The organism is Paenarthrobacter sp. YJN-5 (genome assembly GCF_015040095.1).
In the GTDB taxonomy this organism is placed as follows: Bacteria; Actinomycetota; Actinomycetes; order Actinomycetales; family Micrococcaceae; genus Arthrobacter; species Arthrobacter ureafaciens.
Map to the genome: position 1 here is coordinate 3,651,934 of NZ_CP053544.1, position 23,264 is coordinate 3,675,197.

The following is a 23,264-nucleotide window of genomic DNA, read 5'->3' on the forward strand; positions in this document are numbered from 1 at the left end:
GCCATGCTCAATCGGGTTACTACGCAGATGATGGCTGCCTCTTCGCAGCGAAGCCTGGAGTCCGCGCAAGCGAAGTTGGCTGAGGTGCAGGACAGGGCGCTCACGCTGAAGAACATCAACCGCCCTTCGGATGATCCCGCTGGAGCAGCCCAAGCCATTGCCCTGCGGGGCCAGCTGAATGCAGCAAGCCAGTACGGCACCAACATCAGCGACGGCAACGGCTGGCTCGCTGCGGCGGACACTGCGCTGGGACAGGCGACGAACATCCTCAACAGGGTGCGCGACCTCGTTGTCCAAGCAGCCAACGGCACACTCAGCGATTCCGCCAGGCAGGCGATCGCCGTCGAAATCGAGGGCTTGGGCGAGGACCTCCTGACGCAGGCCAATACGCAGTACCTTGGCCGTCATGTCTTCGCGGGCAGCTCGGACACTGACAGCGCCTTCACCAACACTGTCCCCCCGGTGTTCAACGGGGTATCCGGCAGTTCGGTGGAACGCCGCGTTGACGCCTCGCGGACCGTGCGCGTTGATTCCGACGGCGGTGCAATCTTCGGCACGGGCGCCGGCTCGGCCTTCGCGGTAGTGGGTGACGTCGTCGCGGACATCCGTGCCGGCATCAATCCCAATGGCCGCCTGGCAGCCATCGGCGGCCGCATCCAGGCCGTCATCGACGGAAGGGCCGACGTCGGGATGCGCCAGACACGCCTGGGCCAGGCCCAAAACTCCTTGGAAGGGATGAAAGCTACTCTGGAAACGCAAAGGTCCCGGGTGGAAGACCTGGATTTGGGAAGGGCTGTCATGGATTTGAAAGTGCAGGAAGCCAACTATCAGGTTGCCCTCGCGGTGACCGCCAAGGTGCTGCAACCGACGCTCATGGATTTCCTGCGATGAGCACGGCGTTGACATCCCGGACACTGCGCTTCGCGTCGCCCTTGCCCGGACTCGAGGATGCTGAGGGTTTCTCCCTGCGGGAGATCGCCGGCGCCGAAGGTTTGTTTGCCCTCGAGGCGCTCGAACCGAAGGTACGGATGTTCGTGGCGGACGCGTCAGTGTACGTACCTGCTTACGCTCCGGTCCTTCCGGCGTTCGCGGTTGAAGCTGTTGGCCTCGCTTCGCCGGCTGACGGCAGCGTGTTGGTGGTGGTGAACCCGTCCGCGGACAAGACCACCGTGAACCTCATGGCCCCGATCCTGCTAAACCCTTCCAACGGGGTGTGCCTTCAAGTGATCCTCGACGGCGGCAAGTACCCGCTGCGGGCCGAACTCGCCAACTGACTGGCACCAGGGGTTGTTCTGACGCCTCAGAGCAACCGCTAATGCCAGCCAGTTTCGGCGTCAGGCCGGGATGTTCAGCGAGGCCTCAAGAGCTGCATCAGCGTCACGGAGGACTTTGGCAGCCACTTCGAGCCCCTCGATCCGTCCCAAGGACGTGTCCTCATGTTCGATGTTGACCAGCATGTCCGGATCCACCTCGTACAGGGCGCGGAGGAACTCGGTCCAGTAGGCGGTGTCGTGGCCCCGGCCGAGGGCTCGATGCCTGTCAGGCCGAGGTCCGCGATCACTTTCAGGGCTTCGGGAAGGGACCGGTCGTGCAGGATCGCGTTGTAGACGCCGAGTTTCATAGCGTGATCTTCTTTCCGTTGTTCAGGGCTGATTCGGTAACGGCTCCAAGGAGTTCCATGTTGCGGACGCCCTCGTCGAATGTGGCACAGCGGGGCAGCGACTCTGCCTCGGAAAGTCCGGCAACTTCTTCCAGGAAGGCGCGGGCCTGATAACCGAAGGCGTCGTTCTGGCCGAAGCCGACCTCCGGCGCGTCCATGGCCAGGCCACCGGCAATGTACGGGTGGCCCGGGCCCAGGATGACCTGGCGGTACCCGTTGTGCAGGCCGGACCCGTCGTTGAGGAACAACTGGATTTCATTGGGCCTGCGCTGGTCGAACTTCGCACCCCCGTTCTCGCAGAACACTTCGAACTGGAGGCTGTTGGCGTGCCCGGCAGCCACACGGGAAACCTCGAAACTGCCCGCTCCATTGGCGAACTCAGCGTTGAAGGCCGCGTAGTCGTCGTTCTCCACGGCCTCGAAAGTGTCGCTGACGGCCACGTGGTCATGGCCCATGACTGCGCTCAAAGGCAGCGGTCGCTTGTCGATGGACGTTGCCAGGCGGCCGCCGCTGATGGACTTGATGTCGCCGCACAGGAACTCGGAAACGTACGTCAGGTGGCTTCCGACGTCGGCCAGCGCACCGGAGCCGGGCCCCCCTTTGTATCGCCAGCTCATGGGAGCTGAGGGGCTGAAACCATAGTCGGTCCAGTACCGGCCACTGAAGTGCAGTACGTTTCCGAGGGCGCCGTTCCTGATCAGTTCGCGGATGTAGGCAATCCCGGGTGTCCGGCGGAAGGTGAAACCGATGCGTGCCAGGTTACCGCGGGCTTCGGCAGCCCGGGCGGCCCCGGCCATGGCGCGGGCGTCGTCCAAGGTGTCGCTGAGCGGCTTCTCGCACAGCACGTGCTTGCCGGCCGCCAACAATCCCTCCACCACTTCCCGGTGCAGCGGGTTGGCGATGACCACACTGACCACATCAATGTCGTCGGCTTCGGCGATTGCCTGCCAGGACGTGTCGTTGCGCTCGTACCCGAACCGGCGGGCCGCCAGGGAACCGAACTCAGCGTTGACATCGCCGATCGATACAAGCCGCACCTGGGGCAGCACCGGGCTGTAGAGGGCGGATGCCGTGCGGTACGCGGCGGCGTGGGCTTTGCCGGCCATGCCTGCACCGATGACGGCGACGCCGAGGCTTTCAGCCATGATTTCTCCTTCGAAATTTCGCCGCTTCGTGGGGCACGCGACGGCATTTTGTAGCGCTACAATTTTTGCACTGGCATTGATCGTAACCATGTCCATATGTCCTGTCAATGATGTGCCGACTATCCTCGATAGCAGACCCGAAAGGCATGCCTGAACCCGTGAACAGTCCCCAGACCCGACGCCCCACCCTCTACGACGTCGCCACCGAAGCCGGCGTCTCGCCGTCGTTGGTTTCACTCTTCCTCAAGGACCCTGAAAGGGTCAGTGCAAAGCGCCGCGACGCCGTCCACGCCGCCATCAACCACCTCGGCTACAGGCCCAGCCGCGCGGCCACCACCTTGGCGAGCAATCGGACCAAGAGCATCGGACTGCTCATCGACGACTACCGGAATCTCTGGTTCGTGGATCTCCTCCGCGGCATGGAGTCGGTACTTTCGGACCTCGGCTACCAAGTCACCGTGGCCGATTCGCGGCCCGGCGAGAACAGGATCAAGGAAGCGACCGACGGCCTCCTGGCCATGCACGTGGACGCGCTGGTCATCGCGGCCGAGCCCAGCGAATCGATGCTGGCACGTACCTGGGTGCCCACCGTCGTCGCGGGTTGGCGCAAGGGCGTGCCCTCCGGAGCAGACCTCATCACCAACGACGACGATGGCGGCGGCGCCATGGCCGCCGAACACCTGCTCGGGCTGGGCCATACGCGCATAGGCCACCTGTCAGGGTCCGACGGCGCCTCCGACCACCGGCGGGCCGGTTACCGCCGCGCTATGGAGACCGCCGGCGTCGAGGTCCTGGTTGCGGACTCGAGCGGAACCTCGGAAGAAGACGGCTACGCCTCCGCGTGCCGGCTGCTTGACCGCCACCCGGACACCACGGCGATCTTTGCCGCCAACGACACCATGGCCCTGGGTGCCTTCGCCGCCTTGAAGGCCCGCGGTTTATCGGTGCCGCATGATGTCTCCGTGATCGGTTATGACAACTCGCCTTTGGCCAAATCCCGCTTCCTCGATCTGACATCCATCGACAACCGGAGCGACGTGGTGGGCACCAGCGCTGCCCGAAGGCTCCTGGACCGTTTGGAGGACCCCGAACTCAAGCCGGAGCAGACCCTGATTGAGCCAACATTGGTGCTGCGCGGGACAACATCCGTCCGCACCCGGTAAGCCCGCCACAGCACCACGCGGGCTGCTATTTGCCCGCCCGCAACGGTCCCGCCACGCGCAGTTGTTCGTTGTCGATCAGCCACTGCACGGACTCGAAGATGGCCTCCTCCGGTTCATACCTCGGCGCATAACCGATGAGTGACTCGGCCTTGCGGATGGAAAAACAATGGTTGCGGTACAGGTGCTGCCAGCTTGTTTCCGCATGCCCTTCCGTGTCCGATGCCCGGAACTCGTCCCACGTGATGGATTCAAGTTTGGCCTCGCGGCCGAACCAACCCGCAGCAATCCCGGCGAACCCCCGGGAGCTCAGGGCCGAGGGAGCAACGATGTTGAAGTCCTCCCCCGCAGCTGCCTCGCGATGTTCCACGGCTTTCTGGAATGCCTGGGCAAGGTCGTCGGCGTGGACGTGGTGCATAAGTGCCGTGCCGCCGTCGGGGACCTTCAAGGCGTGACCGGCCGAGAGTGTGTACCAAACCTCCGGATCCAGGTTCCCCAACGGCCCGATCGGTTGCCAACCCGGACCCACGATGTGCCCCGGGTGCAGGGAAGTGGTTGTCAGGCCGCCGCCGGCCGTCTCCGCCTTCAGCATCCGTGCTATCGCGTCCTTCCGGATCCCGTATTCGCCAACGGGCGGCAGGTCAGCGTCCTCGGGAATGGGCACTTTGCGGCTGGGACCATACCGCCAGATGGAACCGCAGTGCAGCAGATGACCTGTTGCGCCGCGCAGCTTTTCGACCAGCCCAACAGCGGACTCCAGCGTGAAACAGACCAAGTCAATGACGACGTCGGCGTTCAGTCCCGCCACCAGGTCACCGAAGGTGCCTGACCGGTCCTCCTGCTCGCGGTCCACGGCCACATGGCGCACATCCTTCCACTCGGGCACGTCGACATAGGGCTTTCGGTGTCCGCGGCTGACGTTGGTGACCTCATGGCCGGCGCGCACCAGCCGCGGAACGAGGAAGCTGCCGATGTGCCCGCTGCCGCCTATGACGACGATCTTCATGGAGTACCCCTTTGGCCTTGGACGGGTTTTGACCCACGCTATCCGCTCAGCGCCCGACTGCGGGAGACCCCGCCGTCTGGAGTCGCCGGGATTCCGTTGCTGCCTTGGTTTCAGCCATCATGAGATCGGCGTTGATCACGGCGCCGGCCATGTTTCCTGCGGCGGCCGATGCCATGACCTGCCCGGTGGGATCCGTGATGTTTCCGGCCACCCAAACCCCCGGGACTTCCGTTGCTCCGGCGGGTCCGTTCGACTCCACATAGTGACCAATGCCGCTTGGGTGCCGGACTGACCTGATGCCCAACGATTCGAGGACGGCGCTCCGGGCTTCCAACTGCGGAGCAACAACAGCCGCATCCACCGGAAATTCCTTGCCGGATTCGAGGACCACGCCGGTCAGGACATCGTCCCGGACCACCAAGGAATTCACTTTTCCCTCCACTACGGAGACGGAGCGGGCGGCCAACTGCTCCCACTCTTCATCGCTAGGCTTCAGGACGTCGTTGAGGAACAGTGTGATATTTGGGCTCCACTGCCGGAACAGCAGGGTCTGGTGAATGGACATCGGCCCCGTGCCCAGGATGCCTATCTTCGTGTTCCGGACTTCCCAGCCATGGCAGTACGGGCAATGGAGGACATCCCGGCCCCAGCGTTCATGGATGGCCCCGATGTCCGGGAGCACATCGCTCAACCCTGTGGCCACCAGCAAGCGCCTGGATGCCACACGCCGCCCATCCGCCAGTTCCACCGCGAAGGCGGGTTCCGCTCCTGCGCCGGGCTCCGCCGTCGAACGCGCCGCCACGGCCGTCCCGCTAACCACATCACCGCCGTATTTTCGGACCTCTTCGCGGCCAACGGCCAACAATTCCTTCGGATTCATGCCGTCACGCGAGAGGAATCCATGGACTCCGGCCGCCGGTGCATTTCGCGGCTCCCCCGCGTCAATGACGAGGACAGAGCGAAGGGCCCGCCCCAGAGTGACAGCGGCGCTCAGCCCTGCCGCGCCACCCCCGATCACAACGACGTCGTATTGCTCTTCCACGCTTCCGTCCCATCCACTGCAGGCCCCGGTCTTCGACGTGTTGTGGAGATCCTAGGGCTTGAACACTCTTTATCAATGGTTTCGAGACCACCCCGGACTGGCAAGATAGTTTGCTGCAATGGCAAACTACTGTTCATGGACCCGGATTTCAGCAAGCTACTCGGCTCAGTGGGACCCCGCCTCAGGGCCCTCCGCACCCAGCGCAACGTCACGCTCGCGGAGGCCTCGGAGGCAACCGGCATTTCGGTGAGTACGCTCTCGCGCCTCGAGTCGGGCCAACGGAAACCGACGCTGGAATTACTCCTTCCCCTCGCCAGGCTCCACCAAGTCCCGCTTGAGGAACTCATTGACGCCCCGGAGACCGGCGACCCGCGCGTACACCTCAAGCCGCATGTCCACGAGTGGGGCACCGCCCTGCCGCTGACTCGACGGCCGGGCGGGATCCAGGCATTCAAGATGATCCTCCCCGGCGCCAGCGGAAACGAGGTGCCCAATCCGCAGTCCCACGAGGGATATGACTGGATGTACATCCTCAACGGGAAACTCAGGCTGATCCTTGGAGAGAACGACTTCGTCCTCAAAGCCGGCGAGGCCGCGGAATTCGACACCCGCACGCCGCATTGGTTCGCAAGCGCCACAAGCCAGCCGGTGGAACTCCTGACCCTGTTCGGACAACAAGGCGAGCGCATCCACCTGAGGGCCAAACCGAAGCGCTGAGGCCCTGACCCGCCCGCGAGATGGCAGTTAATGCCAATGTTCGCCCCCAGCATTGGCATTAAATGTCATCTCGCGCCCAACAACCCCGACTCCGCGCCGGTCATAAAAGAACGGGGTTCATTTAAACCCTTGCGCTCCGGGACGTCTACCGCCATACTAAATGAACGCTATTCATTTAGTGACAGTCGTCTCACCGGAGAACATGCCATCATGATTGAAATTACCCGCCTCGAAGCCCCGACTTCCCTGGCGCGCACCGAGCCCTCCACCCGCACTCCCCTGCGGGTGGGCGTCGTCCAGCACCGTTGGCACGCGGACGATGCCGTCCTGCGCGCCGAATTGAACGAGGGCATCGAACGCGCAGCCAAGCTGGGAGCCGCAGTCGTCTTCCTGCCCGAGCTGACCCTGTCCCGCTACCCGGCCGATACCCGCCCGGCCAACAATCCAGCCGCAGGGGTCCGCCCGTCCGACATCGCCGAGGACCTGCTCACCGGCCCCACGTTCACCTTCGCAGCAGAGGCAGCCCGTAAGTTCGGGGTCTCCGTTCATGCTTCCCTCTACCAGCGCGCCGAAAACCCGGACGGCACCGACGACGGCCTGGGCTTGAACACCGCCATTCTGGTCTCCCCCGCCGGGGAACTGGTGGCCCGCACGCACAAGCTGCACATCCCGGTGACGGCCGGCTACTACGAGGACAAGTTCTTCCGGAAGGGCCCCGACGCCGATGACGCGTACGCCGTCCATGCTCCGGCCGAACTCGGTGGAGCACGCCTGGGCATGCCCACGTGCTGGGATGAATGGTTCCCGGAACTCGCACGCCTGTATTCGCTGGGCGGCGCGGAAATCCTGGTCTACCCCACGGCCATCGGCTCGGAACCGGACCACCCGGACTTCGACACCCAGCCCCTGTGGCAGCAGGTCATCGTGGGCAACGGAATCGCCAACGGCCTGTTCATGGTCGCCCCCAACCGCCACGGCAGCGAAGGCACCCTGAACTTCTACGGTTCGTCCTTCATCTCCGATCCCTACGGGCGCATTCTGGTGCAGGCGCCGCGGGATGAGTCCGCCGTGCTCGTTGCCGACCTTGACCTCGACCAGCGCAAGGACTGGCTCACGCTCTTCCCGTTCCTGGCCACCCGACGCCCGGAAACCTACGGCCGCCTGACCGAACCCGTCAACCACGACGCTCCGCTCGGCGCCCAACCCCAGGCAGTTCCCGCATGAGCACCTGGCGCATGCCCTCCGAGACCGCCCCGCAGGACCGGGTATGGATGGCGTTTCCCACCGGCGGGTACACGTTGGGCGGGACGGAGGAAGAAGCACACGCTGCCCGGTCAACATGGGCCGCGGTTGCGAACGCCATCCTAGAGTTCGAACCGGTCACCATGGTGGTAGCGCCCGACGACGTCGAAACAGCCGCGCGCTACCTGGACCCTCGCGTCGAGGTACTGACCGCGGAACTGAACGATGCCTGGATGCGGGACATCGGCCCGTCCTTCGTGCTCGACGCCAACAGGCAGTTGGGTGCCGTGGATTGGATCTTCAACGGTTGGGGCGGCCAGGATTGGGCTGCGTGGGACAAGGACTCCCTGATCGCCGACTACGTAGCCAGCCGTGCCAACGTACAGCGTGTTCCCTCGGGCATCGTAAACGAGGGCGGCGGCATCCAGGTCGACGGAGAGGGAACGGTCCTGGCGACCGAGACTGTCCAATTGGATCAGGGCCGCAACCCGGGCCTGACCAAGGCAGACATCGAACAGGAGCTGGCGCGTACCATCGGCGCAACCCACGTGGTGTGGCTTCCCCGCGGACTCACCCGCGACTCGGAGAAGTTCGGCACCCGAGGCCACGTGGACATCGTTGCCGCCATCCCAAGCCCGGGAACGTTGTTGGTCCACTCACAGCAGAACCCGGACCACCCTGACTATGAAGTCTCCCGGCAGATCATCGATTTCCTGCGCACCACCCATGACGCAGCCGGCCGGGAATGGAACATCATTGAAGTTCCGGCACCGGAAACACTGACCGACGACGAGGGTTACGTGGACTACAGCTACATCAACCACCTCGCGGTCAACGGCGGGGTCATCGCCTGCAGCTTCAACGACCCCATGGACGAGAAAGCACTCCGCATCCTCTCTGATGCCTACCCCGGCCGCCGCGTGGTCAGTGTTGACGCGCGGGAGCTTTTCGCCCGGGGCGGCGGCATCCACTGCATTACGCAGCAACAGCCTTCGGCCATCTAGAAAGGGCCTTTCATGAGCCAGACAATCCACAGCGGCGCAACCGACGCTGCAACGTCGCACAACATCAGCGGCAAGGGACTGAAGACGGGGCAGTTGGGGCTCCTCGCCGTCGTCGTTCTTGGCATCTCCACCATTGCACCCGCCTACACGTTGACCGGGGCTCTGGGCCCCACCATCAGCACAGTCGGCCTGCAGCTTCCCGCCATCTTCCTCATCGGGTTCATCCCGATGATCCTGGTATCACTCGCCTACAGGGAGCTCAACGCAGACTCCCCGGACAGCGGGACCACGTTCACCTGGGTCACCAAGGCATTCGGCCCATGGGTGGGCTGGATGGGCGGCTGGGGGCTGCTCGCGGCCAACATCATTGTGCTGTCCAACCTCGCGGGCGTGGCCGTGGACTTCTTCTACCTGTTCTTGTCCCAGTTGGCGGGAAACCCGGAGATTGCCGACCTCGCGTCGAACAAGCTGCTCAATGTGCTCACGTGCCTCGTGTTCGTAGCGCTGGCCGTGTGGGTCAGCTACCGTGGCCTGCACACCACCAAGATCGTCCAGTACGGACTGGTGGGTTTCCAGTTGCTGGCCCTTGGCCTCTTCGTTGGGATGGCCTTCGCGAACTGGTCAACCTCCCCTACCGCCATCCCGTTCAGCTGGGACTGGTTCGACGTCACCAAGATTGAGACGTTCGGCCAGATCGCAGCAGGCATCTCCCTCTCGATCTTTGTTTACTGGGGCTGGGATGTGTGCCTCACCGTCAACGAGGAAACCGCCAACGGCAAGAAGACCGCAGGCGCAGCAGGAACCCTGACAGCAGTGGTGGTGCTGGGCATCTACCTGCTGGTGACCATCGCCACCATGATGTTCGCCGGCGTCGGGGACACCGGAATCGGCTTGAACAACGAAGAAAACCACGCCAACGTCTTCACGGCCTTGGCCTCGCCGGTGATGGGACCGTTCGCGATCCTGATGTCCCTGGCAGTCCTGTCCAGTTCTGCAGCCTCACTTCAGTCCACCTTCACATCACCTTCGCGCAGCCTCCTGGCCATGGGCCACTACGGCGCACTGCCGGAACGCTTCACGCACCTGAGCAGGAAGTTCTCGACGCCGGGCTACGCCACCATCGCTGCCGGCATCCTGTCCGCGGGCTTCTACGCGGTGATGCACGTGATCAGCGAGAACGTACTCAACGACACCATCCTGGCGCTGGGCCTCATGATCTGCTTCTACTACGGACTGACCGCGATCGCTTGTGTGTGGTACTTCCGCCACAGTGTTTTCAGCAGCGCACGGAACTTCTTCCTGCGCCTCGTATGCCCGCTGCTGGGTGGCGTGGGCCTGTTCGTGGTGTTCATCCAGACCGCGGTAGACAGCTGGGCCCCGGAGTTCGGCAGCGGTTCGGAAATCTTCGGCGTGGGACTCGTGTTCATCCTGGGCGTCGGCATCCTGGCCTCGGGAGCAGTGGTCATGCTGATCATGTCCCGCATACGTCCAGGGTTCTTCCGCGGGGAGACCATCCGCAAGGACACTCCCGCCCTGGTGGTCCCGGAGTAGGTAGGTCCCCCGAGTTCGGCTCGCCGATTTCGCCGGAAAGCTGCTGGTTCGTTGGGAAACTTCCCTGCGAACCCGCAGCTTTCCCGCGTTTTGGCGGGGGTTTGGTTTTCGGCGAGGGTTACCAGTGGTGCGCCACGTCCACCACCAGGCGCGAACCGCCGTCGGGCCCGTCCAAAGTGAACACCCTGAACGGAAGCCGGGCACGGACCCCCAGCCCGATGCTCGTGTAGCCCTCGAAGCTGCCCGCATAGACCACCTGCCGGAAGGTTTGGTAACCGGACACATTGGACAGTTCCGCCTTGGCCGCCGGCGAGTAGGTCGACTGGCCGTTCTGGTCATAGGAAGGCGCGGTTACCGTGATCTGGAGGTCGGCACCGCCAAGGGTCGGGATCTGGAACCCGGAACCGTCCTGGATCACCACGGGGACGTACTGCACTGAGTAGCCGGCCACATTGCCGGTCAGGTCGATCACCAACCTGTCGTAGCAGGCCTGCTGCCCTGTCCGCACGTTGGTGACATGTGCGGAACTCATGTCGGGGTCGGCCTTGGCCAGGGAACCCCACATAATTCCACAGTACGGTGATGCCGCCGAGGCCACCCCCGACCCTGCCAGGCCGAGCCCCGCCGCCATTATTGCGGCAGCAAACCCGGCCCCGATTTTCCTCATTTTTTGCCTCCTTAAAGGCGGGTTGGATACCTCAAGCGTAGAAGTTGCGGCGGGCTTTTGAGCGGGTTGTTTCCGCATCGGCATTCAACCGTTAGAGGAAGCCCGGGTCGGTCACGGAAACGTCATTCTGCACCGTGCCGCGTGTCCCTTTGGCACCGTATTGAAGGCCACCGGCGGCAAATTCGTAACCGTGGATCACAAACAAAAAACCCCGTCCGCCGGAAGGGCGTGACGGGGCTCGTTGGCTGGTCCCCGGGGTCAGCCTTCGCAATCCTTGCAGTACTTCAAGCCGTTCTTTTCCAAGGCAATCTGGGACCGGTGACGGACCAGGAAACAAGAGCCGCACGTAAACTCGTCGGATTGCTCCGGAACTACTACAACGGTCAGCTCTTCACTGGAAAGATCGGCGCCCGGAAGGTCAATACCTTCGGCAGTATCGTTCTCATCGAGGTCGATCACTGCAGTCTGGGCGCTGGTCCCACGGGACGCCTGAAGGGCCTCAAGCGATTCGCCGGGAGACTCGTCTTCAGTCTTGCGCGGGGCGTCGTAATCAGTAGCCATGAGGGTTCGCTTTCGTTGCTGCACAGTGCCATTCCGGCACCTCAGTGCAGCAGTTTAGGGCAAAGCCCAAGGAATATCCGAATAGTGTGCCGAACACGACATTGCCGTGTTTATCCGGCCTGCATCAATGCCCCTGCAGCGCCTGCTGCACGATGTACTCGGCAATGGCCATGGACGAGGTTGCCCCGGGCGAGGGGGCATTCCGCACCAGGACGGTGTCCCGTCGCCGGGCAATCACGAAGTCGTCCACCAGCGAGCCATCGCTGTTCATCGCTTGGGCCCGCACACCGCGGGTTCCGGTCCGCACCGACGCGCCTTCCAAGGAAGGCACAAAGCGCACGGCCTCCTTGACGAACTTCCTGCGGCTGACCACCGTCTGGAATTCACGGACCGCGGAGGGAATGTTCTGCCGGGCAAAATTCCAGAAGCCGGGGAAGAGGGTGTAATTGAGGATGTCCCTTACGTCGATGTCCTTCCAGGAATACGATTCCCTGCCGAAGGAAATGAAAGCATTGGGTCCCAACATCATTTCTCCGTCAATGCGCTTGGTCAGATGGACGCCAAGGAAAGGGTGTTTTGGATCCGGTACAGGGTAGATGAGGCCGTTGACCTTGTGCCGGGCTTCCTCGCCGAGCAGGAAATACTGGCCGAAGAACGGCACGATCCTGGGCGACCGGCCTTCGCCCGTAGCCGCCGCCAGCCGGTCCGACTGGAGACCGGCGCAGGCCACCACCAGGTCGTAGTGGTCCGCCCCTGACTTCGTCCGGACCACCGCACCCCTTCCCCTCTGCTCAATCGAGGTGACTTCCTGTCCAAGGCGGATATCACCACCCGCCGCGCGTACGTCGTCGGCGAGCGCGTTCGTGATTGCGCGGTAGTCCACGATCGCCGTTTCCGGTGAGTGCACGGCAGAAAGCCCGACGGCGTTCGGCTCCACCCCGGCGATCTGCCCACCTGCCAGCATCCGAACACCCGGAACCTTGTTTGCGGTAGCCCGGGCAAAGATGGCCTCGAGCCGTTGTGATTCCTCCGCGGTCTGGGCGATGACGAGCTTTCCACATGCTTCGTAAGGAAGGTTCTTGGTGGCACAGAAGTCCCGGAGCAGTTCCACGCCCCTGCGGCAGAGGGTGGCTTTCAGCCCACCGGGCTCGTAGTAAAGGCCCGCGTGGACCACCCCCGAGTTGTGCCCGGTCTGGTGTGCGGCGAGCCGGTCTTCCTTCTCATAAACAGTGATGTGGGCGTCAAGTTTCATGGCCAGTTCCCGCGCCACTGCGACGCCGATGATGCCGCCGCCTATGACGGCACAACGCTTGATGTTGCTTGCCGGGAAATGGGCCATGACACTCCTCGTTGTTGGGGGCCTTGCCGGTATCTGTGCACAGCATGCCACGAGGCGCTGCGGGCCGGGGCTTGAAACGCGAAAGACTCGAAACGCGAAAGAGGGGCGGCCCGTAATGGCCCGCCCCTCTCCCTGCACTTTGTAGCTAGACGCTGCCGGGAACGTCGAAACGCTGGCCCGCCGGGTTGGAAGGCAGCAGCGTGAATACCAGGATGGCCAAGGCTCCGAGGAAGGGAACCAGGACCAGGAGCAGGAGCCAACCGCTGAAGTTGGCGTCGTGGAGGCGGCGTACCCCCAAGGCGATGGACGGGATGATGGTGGCAAGCCCCCAAATACCCCACAGGATGAAGCCGATGATCGCTCCCGGGCCAGGAACAGCTGTTCCGTCGGCGGCCATGGTGGCTCCGGTCGCTCCCAGAATCGTGGTCAGCAGCTGCAGCACGAAGTTGACCACTGCAGCGATCAGTGCCCACCACCAGTATTCGCTGCGGCTCGCGCGGCCCGTAAAGACGGTGTATTTCTTGAAGAAGCGCTTAACAGCCGCACCGATGGGCGCCCCGTAATACGGTGCCCAAAGCGGCGGTTCTCCGGCTTGCGCGGCATAGGGCTGCGTTTGTGGTTGTGGTTGGTAACTCATTGGTAGATCCCCCGCTTATTAGTTGAGTCGACTGCGCTCATTGGCATGAGACGTTGCTTATGCTAGTTGCCTTTTGACCAATAAGCACTGCCGGTTGAAAAAAGTTAACGGGGATTTGACTGATTACCGATTGTTTCCGGGATGGTTTTCAGTGGAAACAATCATCCGGCAATGAACAAGAGAACCACGAAAGCCGCGAATCCGACGCCTGCAAGGACGAGCCCCAGGGCGCCGCGGCGGCGTCCCGCCCCCTTGCGGGCAGCCGCATAGGCGAAACCGGTTCCAAAGAACCAGATGGGTAGCCAGACAAGGCCCACGGCCCGTACCCAGCCGGGCGGGTTGAAGCTTTCGCTGAGGCTCAGCGCGTAGGTGAACACCGTGGCAGCCAAGGCAAGTGCCCCGAGCACGACGGCGAGGGTGCCTGCGCGTTCGGACTTGGAGTCCTCATGGGGGTTGCTGCGGCCAACGTCCAAATGCCCGCTTTTCCTGCCCGTCACCGCACCTCCTTGGCTGTTGAATCCAGACTGCGCCAATCCCGCGTGGGCCCGGTAGGGGCGTTAGCCCCTGGGAGCGTCAAGGGAGGACCCAAACCGACCCGTCGTGATCGCGACGCACCTCGTCATGAGATGCTTGTCCTGGTCATGGGGGCGTCGCATCTGGTTGAAAAATGTAGCGGTCGCGGTTGTTTCTAGTTTTGGAGTTGTCATGGGTCCGCTTATCGCCGATGTTGTCACGCCGCGCCTGGCGGCCGCGGAAATCGGCAATGACGTGGGCTTGCTGCTTGGAAAGCTGCACGCGGCCGGGTCAGCCCTGAATAAACGCATCCTCAGCGACTTTAGGCTGCGGGAACGGTCCTTCTCCGTACTGACGCTGGCTTGCAGCGGCCTCGAAGCCACCCAGCGCGAAATTGCCGAGTTCCTGGACCTTGACCTCAACCAGGTTGCCGGGCTGGTGGACGACCTCGAACACAGGGGTCTTGTTGAGCGGGTCCCCGGCCAACGGAACAGGCGTTCCCGGGCCATCGTCTCCACGCAGGAAGGACGGCGCATCCACAACAAGATCCGCGCTGAGCTGGATGTGTGCGAGCAGCAGCAATTAGCACGCCTGTGCGACGACGAGGTTGTCCACCTGAAGCAGCTTCTCCGGAAGGCACTCTGGGGCTGATCGACGACGCAGGCGGGCATTACGCCCTGCACGTCATGGTCATCTGCACAATCAAAGGCCAAGACTGCTGGACATCTGTCCACAACATGGCGAATGCGGTTATGCAAGGATCAAGTTTCATATCCTGTCGAGCGCTTTGAGGCTGCCCACGCGGCCTGGACTTCCCGGAATGGACCCATGAATCTGCCACTCTTCCACGACCCCCTGCAGGGCACCGTCACCGTCGACGCGCCTGTACGTGATCCGCGACGCGACGTTCCCTTCCGAAGGGACGCCCAAGCCCGCACCAACCAGCCCCGCGGCAAGGCGGCGAAGCCGGGCCGCGTGGAGCACGCATCCGCACCGACGCGCACCGCCCGCCAGCTCAAGGTGGCCGAGGATCTCCAGGCACTGATGGCCAGGTCCGGCGCCAGGCACTGACTCCCTGCAACGTCCCGCCAGCGTGTCCCGGCACTGTGCTGCCGGAAGCACTAGCATCCAATCATGGGCATCCACATTGGCACTTCGGGCTGGAGCTACGACCATTGGAAGGACGTGCTCTACCCTCCCGGCCTGCCCACGGCGAAACGGCTGGACGCCTACGTTGCACGCTTCTCCACGGTTGAGCTGAACGCGAGCTTTTACCGCTGGCCCCGGGACACTACCTTCGCGGGGTGGCGTGAGAGGCTTCCACCCGGGTTCGCGATGTCCGTGAAAGCTCCCCGCGGGCTGACGCATGGCAAGAAGCTCTACGCCCCGGAGGTGTGGCTTGAGCGCATCACGCGCTGCTGGCACGAGCTCGGTGACAAAAGGGCAGTCCTCCTGGCCCAGTTACCGCCCGATTTCGCCCGCGACGACGCCCGCCTGGACTACTTCCTGGCCGCCGTCCCCGAGTGGATCCGGGTTTCCGTGGAATTCCGCCACGACAGTTGGGACCACCCGGACGTCTACGCCATCCTTGAGCGCCACCAAGCCGCCTACTGCGTCATGAGCGGGGCCAACTTGCCTTGCATCCTGCGCTCCACGGCGCCATTTGTATATGTCAGGCTCCACGGTCCGGACCAGGAGCACCTTTACGGCGGTTCCTACACGGAGGAGGACATGCGGTGGTGGGCGGACCGCATCCGAGAATGGAGCGGTGACGGCAAGGATGTGTTCGCGTACTTCAACAACGACGGCGGCGGCAACGCCGTGCGGAACGCTGACACGCTGCGGGGGCTGCTGGGCGTGAATTGAGCAGCAACCCCCGCAAGCATGTCAGCCCAGGCGTGCCCTGACGATTTCGCTGACGGTCTTGCCGTCGAACCGCCCGGCCACCTTGGCCGTCACGGGTTTCATGACCGCCCCGAGGGAACGCATGGAGAGTTCCTGCCCGCTGGCCTTGAGAGCGGCAATCTCCTCGTCAACAATCGCCTCGACTTCCTCACGGGTAAGCGGCTTCGGAAGGTAGGCCTCGATGATTTCCGCTTCTGCGACTTCAGCCGCTGCACGTTCACTTTCGCCGGCTTCGGTGTAGATCCGGGCGGTGTCCCTGCGCTTGGCGGCCTCCTTCTGCAGCAACGAGGTCACCTGGGCGTCGTCGAGGTCCACCGGCGTCTTGCCGGATTTCTCGCGCGTCGTGATCTCGCCCAGGACATTGCGCACTGTGGTCAGGGCAGTCTTGTTGCCGGCTTTCATGTGCTCCACAACGTCTGCCTTGAGACGGTCTTTCAATGACATGCTGCTCCTCGCTCCGGGTTCAACCTCCAGCTTATTGCCCGGCGGGCGGCAACCCGGTGCCGGGTTGTTCTCCCACCGGCAACTTCTCCGGGGTGTCCGGGCGGGCGGGATCCTCGTCCTCCATGGCCCTGTCCACCGGCCCACTCACCACTACCTGCGCAGGGCTGTGCAGGATGTAGCCGTTGAGCCAGGAGAACAGCGCCCTGACCTTCTGCTGGATTCCGGACAACAGCGCCAAGTGCACCAGGAGCCAGGAAAGGAAGGCAAAGGTGCCCTGCAACTGGTAACGCCTCCGCCCCAGCTCGGCCACCGCCGCGCCGCGGCCAACCATCGCCATGTAGCCCTTGTCCACGTAATGGAAAGGCTTGCGGGTACCACCGTTCAGGTCGGCAATGATGTTGTGGGCCGCCCACTTTCCCGCCTGCTGCGCAACTGAACCCAGTTGGGGAAGCTTGTTTCCGGCGTCGTCGGTGATGTTGGCGGCATCGCCGAGGACGTACAGCCCGTCAACGTCCGGCGCGGTAAGGTCCGGCCGGACATCGATTCGCCCTCCCCTGCCTTGTGCCAGGCCGGATCCGGAGATGAGGTCGCCGGCCTTCAGGCCACCGGCCCACACGACGATTTGCGCCGGAATGAACGTGCCGTCAGCAAGGGAAACCCCGTCGGCCCGGACTTTCGTGACTCCCACCCCCATGCGGAGTTGAACGCCGACCTTCCCCAGATGCTCGGCCGCGTAGGCCTGGGATTTCTTCGAGAAGGCATTCAGTACGCTCGGGACCATGTCCACCAAGTGCACGCGGCACCGTGACGCCAGCTCGGGCGAGAAATATTTGCGGACCACGTACTTGACGTTTTCGGCCATCGCCCCGGCAGTTTCAACACCGGTAGGACCACCACCCACAACCACCACGTCCACCATGCCGTCGTCGCGGTCCGCTTGGTCCAGGAGCCGCGTGATGCCGGTGCCCAGCTTTGTGGCATCCGTGACGGAGTACAGCGGATAGGCGTATTCCTCGGCACCTGGAGTATTGAAGAAGTTGGGTACCGCGCCCACGGCAAGCACCAAGATCTGCCCGCGGAGAGTCCGTCCGTCCGTGGTGGTAACCGTCTTCCGTGCCGTGTCCACTGAACTGACTTTCGCGGTCAGGACTTTGACGGATTTGTAGCGCCGGAACACGGACCGGAGCGGGCGGGCTATGGCCGAGACACCGATCTGGGAGGTGGCCACCTGGTAGAGCAACGGCTGGAATTGGTGGTAGTTGTTTGAGTCGATCAGCAGGACGCGAACGCCCTTTCGCCCGAGTTCCCTGGCTGCCGCAACACCTGCGAATCCGCCGCCGACCACAATGACCTGGTATGAGTCGTCCATCCCAGCAACTTACTTCACCCCGGCCGAAGGCAACAGGGCTTGACTGCGGCTCGAAGCACACGGCCACTCCGGAAGCAGCGCAGCACGCGGCAGCCCCGCCGTCGTGCGTTTATCTTCCAAAACCGTGGGTACCCGGTGTGTAGTGTTCTGCAGACAACTGGAGAAGGACAGCTGGATAATCAGCAAGACAACACTGATGGGGTGATTCCGGATGAACGACGACGGGCTGACAGATGCGGTGCAGGAAGCCGGTGCCGTAGAGCTGCTGTTGATCCGGCATGGGGAGAGCGAAGGCAACGTCGCAGCGACGGAGGCGCGGCTCGCCGGGGCAGAAGTCATTGAGGTCCCGGCACGGGACGCGGACGTGAACCTGTCGGACCTCGGGCAGGAGCAGGCAAAGGCGCTGGGAACGGCACTGGCAAGGATTCCGGAGGCTGACCGTCCCGACGCCGTCGTTTCTTCCCCCTACGCCCGGGCGAGGCAGACGGCGGAAATCGCCGTCCGGACGGCCGGCTGGCCTGTCAAAGTCCTGTCCGATGAACGCTTGCGGGACCGCGAACTGGGCATCCTGGACCGACTGACCCGCTTGGGGGTCGAATCCCGGTACCCGGAGGAGGCCGAGCGGCGGCTCTGGCTGGGCAAACTGTATTACCGTCCGCCGGGCGGCGAATCCTGGGCGGACGTGGCACTGCGGCTGCGCTCCGTGCTGGATGAACTGAATACGCTTAACAGCGGCAAACGGGTGATGCTGGTCTGCCACGACGCGGTGATCATGCTGGTCCGGTACGTGCTGGAGGGTATGTCCGAGGAAGAAGTCCTGGACCTGGCGGCCACAACCTCGATCCTCAACGCCTCCATCACCCGGTACCTGCGACCATCGGGCGCCGGGCCTTGGACGTTGGACAGCTTCAACGTAGCTGACCACCTCACCGAGCAGGGCGTTTCCGTTACCGAGCACGCAGGAGACGCCAGTGTCCACCCCCGCTAACACCCCGACGCCGGTCACCCCGTCGCTGCTGCGGGACTGGTCCCTGCCCGCGCCCGGTGAAGACAAGTACTCGCGGGGTGCCGTGCTGGTGGTCGGGGGTGGCCGTTCGACACCGGGCGCCGTCCTCCTCGCGGGCGCATCCGCGCTCCGGGCAGGTGCCGGGAAATTGACGCTGGCAGTAGCCGAATCGGTGTCCGTGCAGCTCGGCGTGGCGTTACCCGAATGTGGTGCCGTGGGGCTCCCCGAGGACTCCAAGGGCTCTATCACCGGAAAAGGCCTGGACCGCATTTCCTCGTACCTGGACCGGGCGGATGCCGTCCTGATCGGACCCGGCCTTGATGACCAGGAGTTGAGCCGGGACTTGCTGTTCGGCCTTCTTGAACGCGAGGAAGACCGCGGAGGACAAGCCCCGACGCAAGGTCCCGCCGTCGTGCTCGACGCTTTCGCTTTGGGGGCGCTGCCGGAACTGGAGGACCGGCTGGACCCGTGGCGGGGCCGCATGATCCTCACCCCCAACCCCACGGAAGCAGGAATCCTGCTGGGCCGGGACGTGGAGGATCTCGAGGCCGATGTGGCGGCGGTGGCGCGGAAGTTCGACGCCGTGGTCAGTTGCCAGGGCTACATCGCAGGTGCACCCGGCACGTCGGAAACGGAATCCGCACTGTGGAAAATCACCACGGGTTACGGCGGGCTGGGAACATCCGGCAGCGGCGATGTCCTTGCCGGCGCCATTGCCGGGCTGCGCGCCCGGGGTACCAGCAGCACCCAGGCTGCCTGCTGGGGGACCCATTTGCACGCAGCTGCCGCGGACAGGCTGGCCAGTACCATGGGCCCGCTGGGATTCCTTGCCCGGGAGCTTGCCGACCAGCTCCCGGCCTTGATGCTTGAGCTGAAAACCTAGGCAGGCCTGAGGAGTTCGTGCTCCATGACGGTCGAGCGGGACAGGGTTTTGTATCCTTCGTGCTCGAACAGCACGGTGATGACGTCGTCTTCGTGCCGCATGACAAGTCCTGGCCCCCATTCCTTGTGGATCACCGCGGACTGCAACGGGAACGGATCAGGCGAGGCGCCGGCGTCGGGCGTTTCCTTGCCGGTGGGCCGCACGTCGGGATGGTTGGCGGCTTCTGTACAGACGTCGCAGTTTCCGCAGGCCTTTGCCAGTTCTTCCCCGAAGTAGCCCAGCAGGAACTGCCGGCGGCAGCTGTCGGTCTCTGCGTACGCGCGCATCATGGTGAGGCGGGAATGGTCCACGCGCTGGCGTGCTTCGGCCAGCTCGACGGCGTGGGCCACCAGGGACCGCAGCTTCGCTTTGGAGGCAAGCCGGACGCCGCGCTTGCCCACCTTCACCGCGTCGGCTTCCTCCAGCTGGTTCACCAAGGCAGTAACGCGCCTCGGCGGGAACCCGGTCAGCTCGGCCAGGACCTTCTTGGTTGCCGGCGCCCCCGCGTTCTTCAGGACCTTCAGCACGGCGAGGAGGGACTCCTGGTCCGGAGCATGGGTGCCGAAGAACTTGCGCAGGCCGAGGTCCTCGGACCGGTAGTGCAGCACTGCCCTCGCCTTGTCCCCGTCCCTGCCGCCCCGGCCAATCTCCTGGTAGTAGGCATCGAGGGACTCGGGGATATCGGCGTGCACCACGAACCTGACGTTGGGCTTGTCGATGCCCATGCCAAACGCCGTCGTGGCAACCACTACATCAAGGTCATCGGCCAGGAACTGCTCGTGGATGAGTTCGCGCTCGGAGGCGGAACGGCCTGCGTGGTAGGCCTCGGCACGGATTCCCTGCGCCACCAGCTTGGCCGCGTACTTCTCCGTGTCCTTGCGGGTGGCCGCGTACACCAAACCCTTCTGTCCCGACGTCGTCAACGACGCAACCTGGGACAGCACGGCCTTCCGTTTGGCCTTGTCCTCGTGGTGGCGGACTACTTCCAGGCTGATGTTGGGACGGTCGAAGCCCCGGACCAGGATCAGTGGATCCTGCATGCCCAGGCGCTCAACAATTTCGTCCCGCACGGGCGGGGAAGCCGTTGCTGTCAGGGCCGCGACGGGCGGGTTCCCCAGGCTTTCACGGACGTTGCCGAGGTTGAGGTAGTCGGGCCGGAAGTCGTGTCCCCAGGATGAAACGCAATGGGCCTCGTCCACTACCAGCAGGGTGAGGTCCAACCGCGCGATCCGCTCCACCGTCTCTTGCTTGGCCAACTGCTCGGGAGCCAGGAAAAGATAGACCGCCTTCCCGGACTCCACCGCGTCCCATGCGGCGTCCACGTCCGCGTCGCTGTGGGCCGAGTTGACCGCGACGGCGGCGCCCTCGCCCAGGTGCCTGTTGAGGCCCTCCAACTGGTCTTCCTGCAAGGCGATCAACGGAGAAACCACGACGGCGGGTCCCCCGGTTCGGCCGTGCAGTTTCTGTTGCTGTTGGTGCAGGTATAAGGCGGCGACCTGGTAGGTGGCGGACTTGCCATATCCGGTGGGCATCACGGCAAGGACGTCGCGTCCTTCGGCGAGCGCGCTCATGGCGGCAAGTTGCCCATCCCTGAGTGCATCCAGCGAGAAGGATCCGGCCGCGAGCGCGGCCAGGGCTGATTCGTCCGACATGGTGTAAAGCTCCGCACCCTAGTACCTGCGGCCGCGTTGCTTGAGCCGGGGGAAATCCAGCCTAGCGCGACCATGTCCACAACACTCAATCAATGCTTGCGGACCGAATAATAAGCATGCTTAGCTTATCCTGTTGCGCGCGAAGCCGCCGTCAACGCGCACATTGGCACCATGGCTACGAGGTTGCGAACGGGGAGGATCGTCATGCCGCTATCGGATCAGGAGCGCAAGGTCTTGCAGGAGCTGGAGCGCGAGCTCTTCATCCAGGACCCCGCGCTGGCCAAACAACTTGAAACGGGCATCCCGTCCGAGCCCGCACCTGCCCCCAAGGCCCTGCACGTCATCGCGGCAGCACTCGGCTTGGCGCTCATCCTGCTGGGGATCCCCATCCACCCATCGCCGCTCGGACTGCTCGGCTTCACGCTGATGGTGACGGGAATCGTTAGCCAGTGGATGGACCATCGCAGGTGGGCGGAAAGGCAGCGCACGGAACAGCGCAGGGCAAGAAGCCGCCGGCACGCCTGACTGCCCTCCGGGGAGAGCGGCCGCATCCCATACTTGCGACCACACCCGACCTTGCATAGGCTGAAAACCATAAGCCTACTTAGTAATTCATTGCAGGCCTGTCCGTGTTCCACGCAATACCAGGAGGACCGACCATGACTGATCAGTACACGTTCCGAAACCCGGTCACAGCATACGAGCACATTTCACCGCCCAAGCAGCACCAGCCGGAACCGGGACTGGATGCGGAACTCACCCCCAAGGCCGATCTCGGCGAAGACACCTACCGCGGGACCGGTCGTTTGGAGGGCCGCAAGGCAATTGTCACGGGAGCCGATTCCGGCATCGGGGCGGCAACGGCCATCGCCTTCGCCCGGGAGGGTGCCGACGTCGTTCTTTCCTACCTGCCGGAAGAAGAGGAAGATGCCTCACGCATCGCCGGCATCATCGAGGCAGCCGGCCGCAAGGCCGTGAAGGTGCCGGGCGACCTCAAGGATTCGGCAACCTGCCGTGACGTGGTGGACGCAGCAGTGTCCGCCTTGGGCGGGATCGACATCCTGGTCAACAACGCAGGCAAGCAAGTGGCGCAGGAAGAACTCGGGCAAATCAGCGATGAGCAGTTCGACCACACCATCAAGACCAACGTCTACGCAATGTTCTGGCTGACCAAGGCAGCCCTCCCCCACCTGCCCGCGGGATCCACGATCATCAACACCACGTCCATTCAGGCCTACAACCCGTCACCCACCCTGGTGGACTACGCCACGACGAAGGCCAGCATCAACAACTTCACCAAGGGCCTCGCCCAGCAGCTGGCTCCCCAGGGCATCCGCGTCAACGCCGTGGCACCGGGACCCATCTGGACTCCGCTGCAGGTCAGCAGCGGCCAGCCCAAGGAAGCCCTGCCCGAGTTCGGGAAGGACACTCCCCTGGGCCGTGCCGGCCAGCCGGCTGAACTCGCACCGGCCTACGTCTTCCTCGCCTCGCCCGAATCCAGCTACGTCGTCGGCGAGACCCTGAATGTCAACGGCGGCAGCCCCACCCCGTAACCTGCCCCGCTACGTGGGCCACAGCGGACCACGACGACGGCGACGCTCCCACGGCGGGGGCGTCGCCGTCGGTTTTTGTTGACGCAGTTATGGCGCCGGGAGGAACCCGACGGGTAGCTTTGGGTTTGTTCCCCGACTCGTCGCGGCGGAGGTGCTGCCGATGCAAGGC

The 23,264-nt window shown here is 63.8% G+C and carries 25 protein-coding genes and 1 pseudogene; 14 read left to right on the top strand and 12 right to left on the bottom strand.

Annotated features, from left to right (window positions below; translation table 11 throughout):
* Nucleotides 1-3 precede the first annotated feature (3 nt).
* On the top strand, nucleotides 4-891 hold the full coding sequence (gene flgL, locus HMI59_RS16930) for a flagellar hook-associated protein FlgL (protein WP_193591955.1): 888 nt from the start codon (nucleotides 4-6) through the stop codon (nucleotides 889-891).
* Nucleotides 888-1,274 carry a flagellar assembly protein FliW gene (locus HMI59_RS16935; RefSeq protein ID WP_193591956.1) on the top strand — a complete coding sequence of 129 codons (387 nt, stop codon included), beginning with the start codon at nucleotides 888-890 and terminating at the stop codon, nucleotides 1,272-1,274. The genes flgL and HMI59_RS16935 overlap by 4 nt, the downstream gene beginning before the upstream one ends.
* A 60-nt stretch (nucleotides 1,275-1,334) precedes the next feature.
* Here the strand turns inward: HMI59_RS16935 and HMI59_RS16940 are convergent.
* Together HMI59_RS16940 and HMI59_RS16945 are read right to left on the bottom strand one after the other, a co-directional pair.
* Nucleotides 1,335-1,529: pseudogene (locus HMI59_RS16940) on the bottom strand (sugar phosphate isomerase/epimerase); the annotation flags it as partial.
* Between the two features lie 88 nt (nucleotides 1,530-1,617).
* Nucleotides 1,618-2,805 carry a Gfo/Idh/MocA family protein gene (locus HMI59_RS16945; RefSeq protein ID WP_193591957.1) on the bottom strand — a complete coding sequence of 396 codons (1,188 nt, stop codon included), beginning with the start codon at nucleotides 2,803-2,805 and terminating at the stop codon, nucleotides 1,618-1,620.
* Between the two features lie 146 nt (nucleotides 2,806-2,951).
* Between HMI59_RS16945 and HMI59_RS16950 the strand changes: the two genes are divergently transcribed.
* Nucleotides 2,952-3,968, top strand: coding sequence for a LacI family DNA-binding transcriptional regulator (locus tag HMI59_RS16950; protein WP_193591958.1), 1,017 nt, complete (start codon nucleotides 2,952-2,954; stop codon nucleotides 3,966-3,968).
* Nucleotides 3,969-3,993: 25 nt separating this feature from the next.
* Here HMI59_RS16950 and HMI59_RS16955 read toward each other — a convergent pair whose 3' ends face one another.
* The gene (locus HMI59_RS16955) at nucleotides 3,994-4,971 is read right to left on the bottom strand and encodes an NAD(P)-dependent oxidoreductase (RefSeq protein ID WP_193591959.1); all 978 of its coding nucleotides are present in this window, start codon (nucleotides 4,969-4,971) and stop codon (nucleotides 3,994-3,996) included.
* Nucleotides 4,972-5,017: 46 nt separating this feature from the next.
* A complete protein-coding gene (locus HMI59_RS16960; RefSeq protein WP_193591960.1) occupies nucleotides 5,018-6,013 on the bottom strand; it encodes an NAD(P)/FAD-dependent oxidoreductase in 996 nt (331 codons plus the stop codon).
* A 135-nt stretch (nucleotides 6,014-6,148) separates the two neighbouring features.
* Here HMI59_RS16960 and HMI59_RS16965 point away from each other — a divergent pair, with 135 nt between their 5' ends.
* From HMI59_RS16965 to HMI59_RS16980, 4 genes are all read left to right on the top strand, one after another.
* Nucleotides 6,149-6,730, top strand: coding sequence for a helix-turn-helix domain-containing protein (locus HMI59_RS16965; protein ID WP_021473735.1), 582 nt, complete (start codon nucleotides 6,149-6,151; stop codon nucleotides 6,728-6,730).
* A 210-nt stretch (nucleotides 6,731-6,940) separates the two neighbouring features.
* Nucleotides 6,941-7,954, top strand: coding sequence for a nitrilase-related carbon-nitrogen hydrolase (locus HMI59_RS16970; protein WP_193591961.1), 1,014 nt, complete (start codon nucleotides 6,941-6,943; stop codon nucleotides 7,952-7,954).
* On the top strand, nucleotides 7,951-8,976 hold the full coding sequence (locus HMI59_RS16975; protein ID WP_193591962.1) for an agmatine/peptidylarginine deiminase: 1,026 nt from the start codon (nucleotides 7,951-7,953) through the stop codon (nucleotides 8,974-8,976). The genes HMI59_RS16970 and HMI59_RS16975 overlap by 4 nt, the downstream gene beginning before the upstream one ends.
* Before the next feature lie 12 nt (nucleotides 8,977-8,988).
* The gene (locus HMI59_RS16980; protein ID WP_193591963.1) at nucleotides 8,989-10,527 is read left to right on the top strand and encodes an APC family permease; all 1,539 of its coding nucleotides are present in this window, start codon (nucleotides 8,989-8,991) and stop codon (nucleotides 10,525-10,527) included.
* A 118-nt stretch (nucleotides 10,528-10,645) separates the two neighbouring features.
* Here the strand turns inward: HMI59_RS16980 and HMI59_RS16985 are convergent, their stop codons facing one another.
* From HMI59_RS16985 to HMI59_RS17005, 5 genes are all read right to left on the bottom strand, one after another.
* A complete protein-coding gene (locus HMI59_RS16985) occupies nucleotides 10,646-11,194 on the bottom strand; it encodes a hypothetical protein (protein WP_193591964.1) in 549 nt (182 codons plus the stop codon).
* Between the two features lie 258 nt (nucleotides 11,195-11,452).
* Nucleotides 11,453-11,755 carry a DUF4193 domain-containing protein gene (locus tag HMI59_RS16990; protein WP_166185733.1) on the bottom strand — a complete coding sequence of 101 codons (303 nt, stop codon included), beginning with the start codon at nucleotides 11,753-11,755 and terminating at the stop codon, nucleotides 11,453-11,455.
* 124 nt (nucleotides 11,756-11,879) lie between these two features.
* On the bottom strand, nucleotides 11,880-13,094 hold the full coding sequence (gene lhgO / locus HMI59_RS16995; protein ID WP_193591965.1) for an L-2-hydroxyglutarate oxidase: 1,215 nt from the start codon (nucleotides 13,092-13,094) through the stop codon (nucleotides 11,880-11,882).
* Nucleotides 13,095-13,239: 145 nt separating this feature from the next.
* The gene (locus tag HMI59_RS17000) at nucleotides 13,240-13,731 is read right to left on the bottom strand and encodes a DUF805 domain-containing protein (RefSeq protein WP_062095315.1); all 492 of its coding nucleotides are present in this window, start codon (nucleotides 13,729-13,731) and stop codon (nucleotides 13,240-13,242) included.
* 161 nt (nucleotides 13,732-13,892) lie between these two features.
* Complete coding sequence (locus HMI59_RS17005) at nucleotides 13,893-14,228, bottom strand: hypothetical protein (RefSeq protein WP_193591966.1); 336 nt, start codon at nucleotides 14,226-14,228, stop codon at nucleotides 13,893-13,895.
* Nucleotides 14,229-14,436: 208 nt separating this feature from the next.
* Here HMI59_RS17005 and HMI59_RS17010 point away from each other — a divergent pair, with 208 nt between their 5' ends.
* The 3 genes from HMI59_RS17010 to HMI59_RS17020 all read left to right on the top strand — a co-directional run bounded on the left by HMI59_RS17010 (nucleotide 14,437) and on the right by HMI59_RS17020 (nucleotide 16,110).
* Nucleotides 14,437-14,895: a MarR family winged helix-turn-helix transcriptional regulator gene (locus HMI59_RS17010; protein ID WP_021473746.1), complete on the top strand. Its 459-nt coding sequence runs from the start codon at nucleotides 14,437-14,439 to the stop codon at nucleotides 14,893-14,895.
* A 177-nt stretch (nucleotides 14,896-15,072) separates the two neighbouring features.
* On the top strand, nucleotides 15,073-15,315 hold the full coding sequence (locus HMI59_RS17015; protein WP_193591967.1) for a hypothetical protein: 243 nt from the start codon (nucleotides 15,073-15,075) through the stop codon (nucleotides 15,313-15,315).
* 63 nt (nucleotides 15,316-15,378) lie between these two features.
* Nucleotides 15,379-16,110 (top strand): DUF72 domain-containing protein, encoded by a 732-nt coding sequence (locus HMI59_RS17020; RefSeq protein WP_021473748.1) that lies wholly within the window; start codon nucleotides 15,379-15,381, stop codon nucleotides 16,108-16,110.
* 21 nt (nucleotides 16,111-16,131) lie between these two features.
* Here HMI59_RS17020 and HMI59_RS17025 read toward each other — a convergent pair whose 3' ends face one another.
* The gene (locus tag HMI59_RS17025) at nucleotides 16,132-16,593 is read right to left on the bottom strand and encodes a GatB/YqeY domain-containing protein (protein ID WP_193591968.1); all 462 of its coding nucleotides are present in this window, start codon (nucleotides 16,591-16,593) and stop codon (nucleotides 16,132-16,134) included.
* A gap of 31 nt (nucleotides 16,594-16,624) precedes the next feature.
* Nucleotides 16,625-17,962: an NAD(P)/FAD-dependent oxidoreductase gene (locus HMI59_RS17030; RefSeq protein WP_193591969.1), complete on the bottom strand. Its 1,338-nt coding sequence runs from the start codon at nucleotides 17,960-17,962 to the stop codon at nucleotides 16,625-16,627.
* A 211-nt stretch (nucleotides 17,963-18,173) separates the two neighbouring features.
* Here HMI59_RS17030 and HMI59_RS17035 point away from each other — a divergent pair, with 211 nt between their 5' ends.
* The gene (locus HMI59_RS17035; protein WP_062095307.1) at nucleotides 18,174-18,950 is read left to right on the top strand and encodes a histidine phosphatase family protein; all 777 of its coding nucleotides are present in this window, start codon (nucleotides 18,174-18,176) and stop codon (nucleotides 18,948-18,950) included.
* On the top strand, nucleotides 18,934-19,851 hold the full coding sequence (locus HMI59_RS17040; RefSeq protein WP_193591970.1) for an NAD(P)H-hydrate dehydratase: 918 nt from the start codon (nucleotides 18,934-18,936) through the stop codon (nucleotides 19,849-19,851). Before HMI59_RS17035 ends, HMI59_RS17040 begins: the two co-directional genes overlap by 17 nt.
* Here HMI59_RS17040 and HMI59_RS17045 read toward each other — a convergent pair.
* Nucleotides 19,848-21,542 (bottom strand): ATP-dependent DNA helicase RecQ, encoded by a 1,695-nt coding sequence (locus HMI59_RS17045; protein ID WP_193591971.1) that lies wholly within the window; start codon nucleotides 21,540-21,542, stop codon nucleotides 19,848-19,850. The two genes, HMI59_RS17040 and HMI59_RS17045, sit on opposite strands and share 4 nt — an antisense overlap.
* 204 nt (nucleotides 21,543-21,746) lie before the next feature.
* Between HMI59_RS17045 and HMI59_RS17050 the strand changes: the two genes are divergently transcribed.
* Both HMI59_RS17050 and HMI59_RS17055 read left to right on the top strand, forming a co-directional pair.
* A complete protein-coding gene (locus tag HMI59_RS17050) occupies nucleotides 21,747-22,067 on the top strand; it encodes a DUF3040 domain-containing protein (protein WP_193591972.1) in 321 nt (106 codons plus the stop codon).
* A 134-nt stretch (nucleotides 22,068-22,201) separates the two neighbouring features.
* On the top strand, nucleotides 22,202-23,095 hold the full coding sequence (locus HMI59_RS17055) for a glucose 1-dehydrogenase (RefSeq protein WP_021473755.1): 894 nt from the start codon (nucleotides 22,202-22,204) through the stop codon (nucleotides 23,093-23,095).
* The last annotated feature ends 169 nt before the right edge of the window (nucleotides 23,096-23,264 follow it).

Coding starts and splice junctions, on each gene's coding strand:
- HMI59_RS16990 (WP_166185733.1), bottom strand. CDS start 11,755: ATGGCTACTGATTACGACGCCCCGCGCAAGACTGAAGACGAGTCTCCC.
- HMI59_RS17030 (WP_193591969.1), bottom strand. CDS start 17,962: ATGGACGACTCATACCAGGTCATTGTGGTCGGCGGCGGATTCGCAGGT.
- HMI59_RS16970 (WP_193591961.1), top strand. CDS start 6,941: ATGATTGAAATTACCCGCCTCGAAGCCCCGACTTCCCTGGCGCGCACC.
- flgL (WP_193591955.1), top strand. CDS start 4: ATGCTCAATCGGGTTACTACGCAGATGATGGCTGCCTCTTCGCAGCGA.
- HMI59_RS16985 (WP_193591964.1), bottom strand. CDS start 11,194: ATGAGGAAAATCGGGGCCGGGTTTGCTGCCGCAATAATGGCGGCGGGG.
- lhgO (WP_193591965.1), bottom strand. CDS start 13,094: ATGGCCCATTTCCCGGCAAGCAACATCAAGCGTTGTGCCGTCATAGGC.
- HMI59_RS17050 (WP_193591972.1), top strand. CDS start 21,747: ATGCCGCTATCGGATCAGGAGCGCAAGGTCTTGCAGGAGCTGGAGCGC.
- HMI59_RS17035 (WP_062095307.1), top strand. CDS start 18,174: ATGAACGACGACGGGCTGACAGATGCGGTGCAGGAAGCCGGTGCCGTA.
- HMI59_RS17025 (WP_193591968.1), bottom strand. CDS start 16,593: ATGTCATTGAAAGACCGTCTCAAGGCAGACGTTGTGGAGCACATGAAA.
- HMI59_RS16950 (WP_193591958.1), top strand. CDS start 2,952: ATGCCTGAACCCGTGAACAGTCCCCAGACCCGACGCCCCACCCTCTAC.
- HMI59_RS16980 (WP_193591963.1), top strand. CDS start 8,989: ATGAGCCAGACAATCCACAGCGGCGCAACCGACGCTGCAACGTCGCAC.
- HMI59_RS17000 (WP_062095315.1), bottom strand. CDS start 13,731: ATGAGTTACCAACCACAACCACAAACGCAGCCCTATGCCGCGCAAGCC.
- HMI59_RS16955 (WP_193591959.1), bottom strand. CDS start 4,971: ATGAAGATCGTCGTCATAGGCGGCAGCGGGCACATCGGCAGCTTCCTC.
- HMI59_RS16945 (WP_193591957.1), bottom strand. CDS start 2,805: ATGGCTGAAAGCCTCGGCGTCGCCGTCATCGGTGCAGGCATGGCCGGC.
- HMI59_RS16965 (WP_021473735.1), top strand. CDS start 6,149: ATGGACCCGGATTTCAGCAAGCTACTCGGCTCAGTGGGACCCCGCCTC.
- HMI59_RS17055 (WP_021473755.1), top strand. CDS start 22,202: ATGACTGATCAGTACACGTTCCGAAACCCGGTCACAGCATACGAGCAC.
- HMI59_RS17015 (WP_193591967.1), top strand. CDS start 15,073: ATGAATCTGCCACTCTTCCACGACCCCCTGCAGGGCACCGTCACCGTC.
- HMI59_RS17045 (WP_193591971.1), bottom strand. CDS start 21,542: ATGTCGGACGAATCAGCCCTGGCCGCGCTCGCGGCCGGATCCTTCTCG.
- HMI59_RS16935 (WP_193591956.1), top strand. CDS start 888: ATGAGCACGGCGTTGACATCCCGGACACTGCGCTTCGCGTCGCCCTTG.
- HMI59_RS16975 (WP_193591962.1), top strand. CDS start 7,951: ATGAGCACCTGGCGCATGCCCTCCGAGACCGCCCCGCAGGACCGGGTA.
- HMI59_RS17010 (WP_021473746.1), top strand. CDS start 14,437: ATGGGTCCGCTTATCGCCGATGTTGTCACGCCGCGCCTGGCGGCCGCG.
- HMI59_RS17020 (WP_021473748.1), top strand. CDS start 15,379: ATGGGCATCCACATTGGCACTTCGGGCTGGAGCTACGACCATTGGAAG.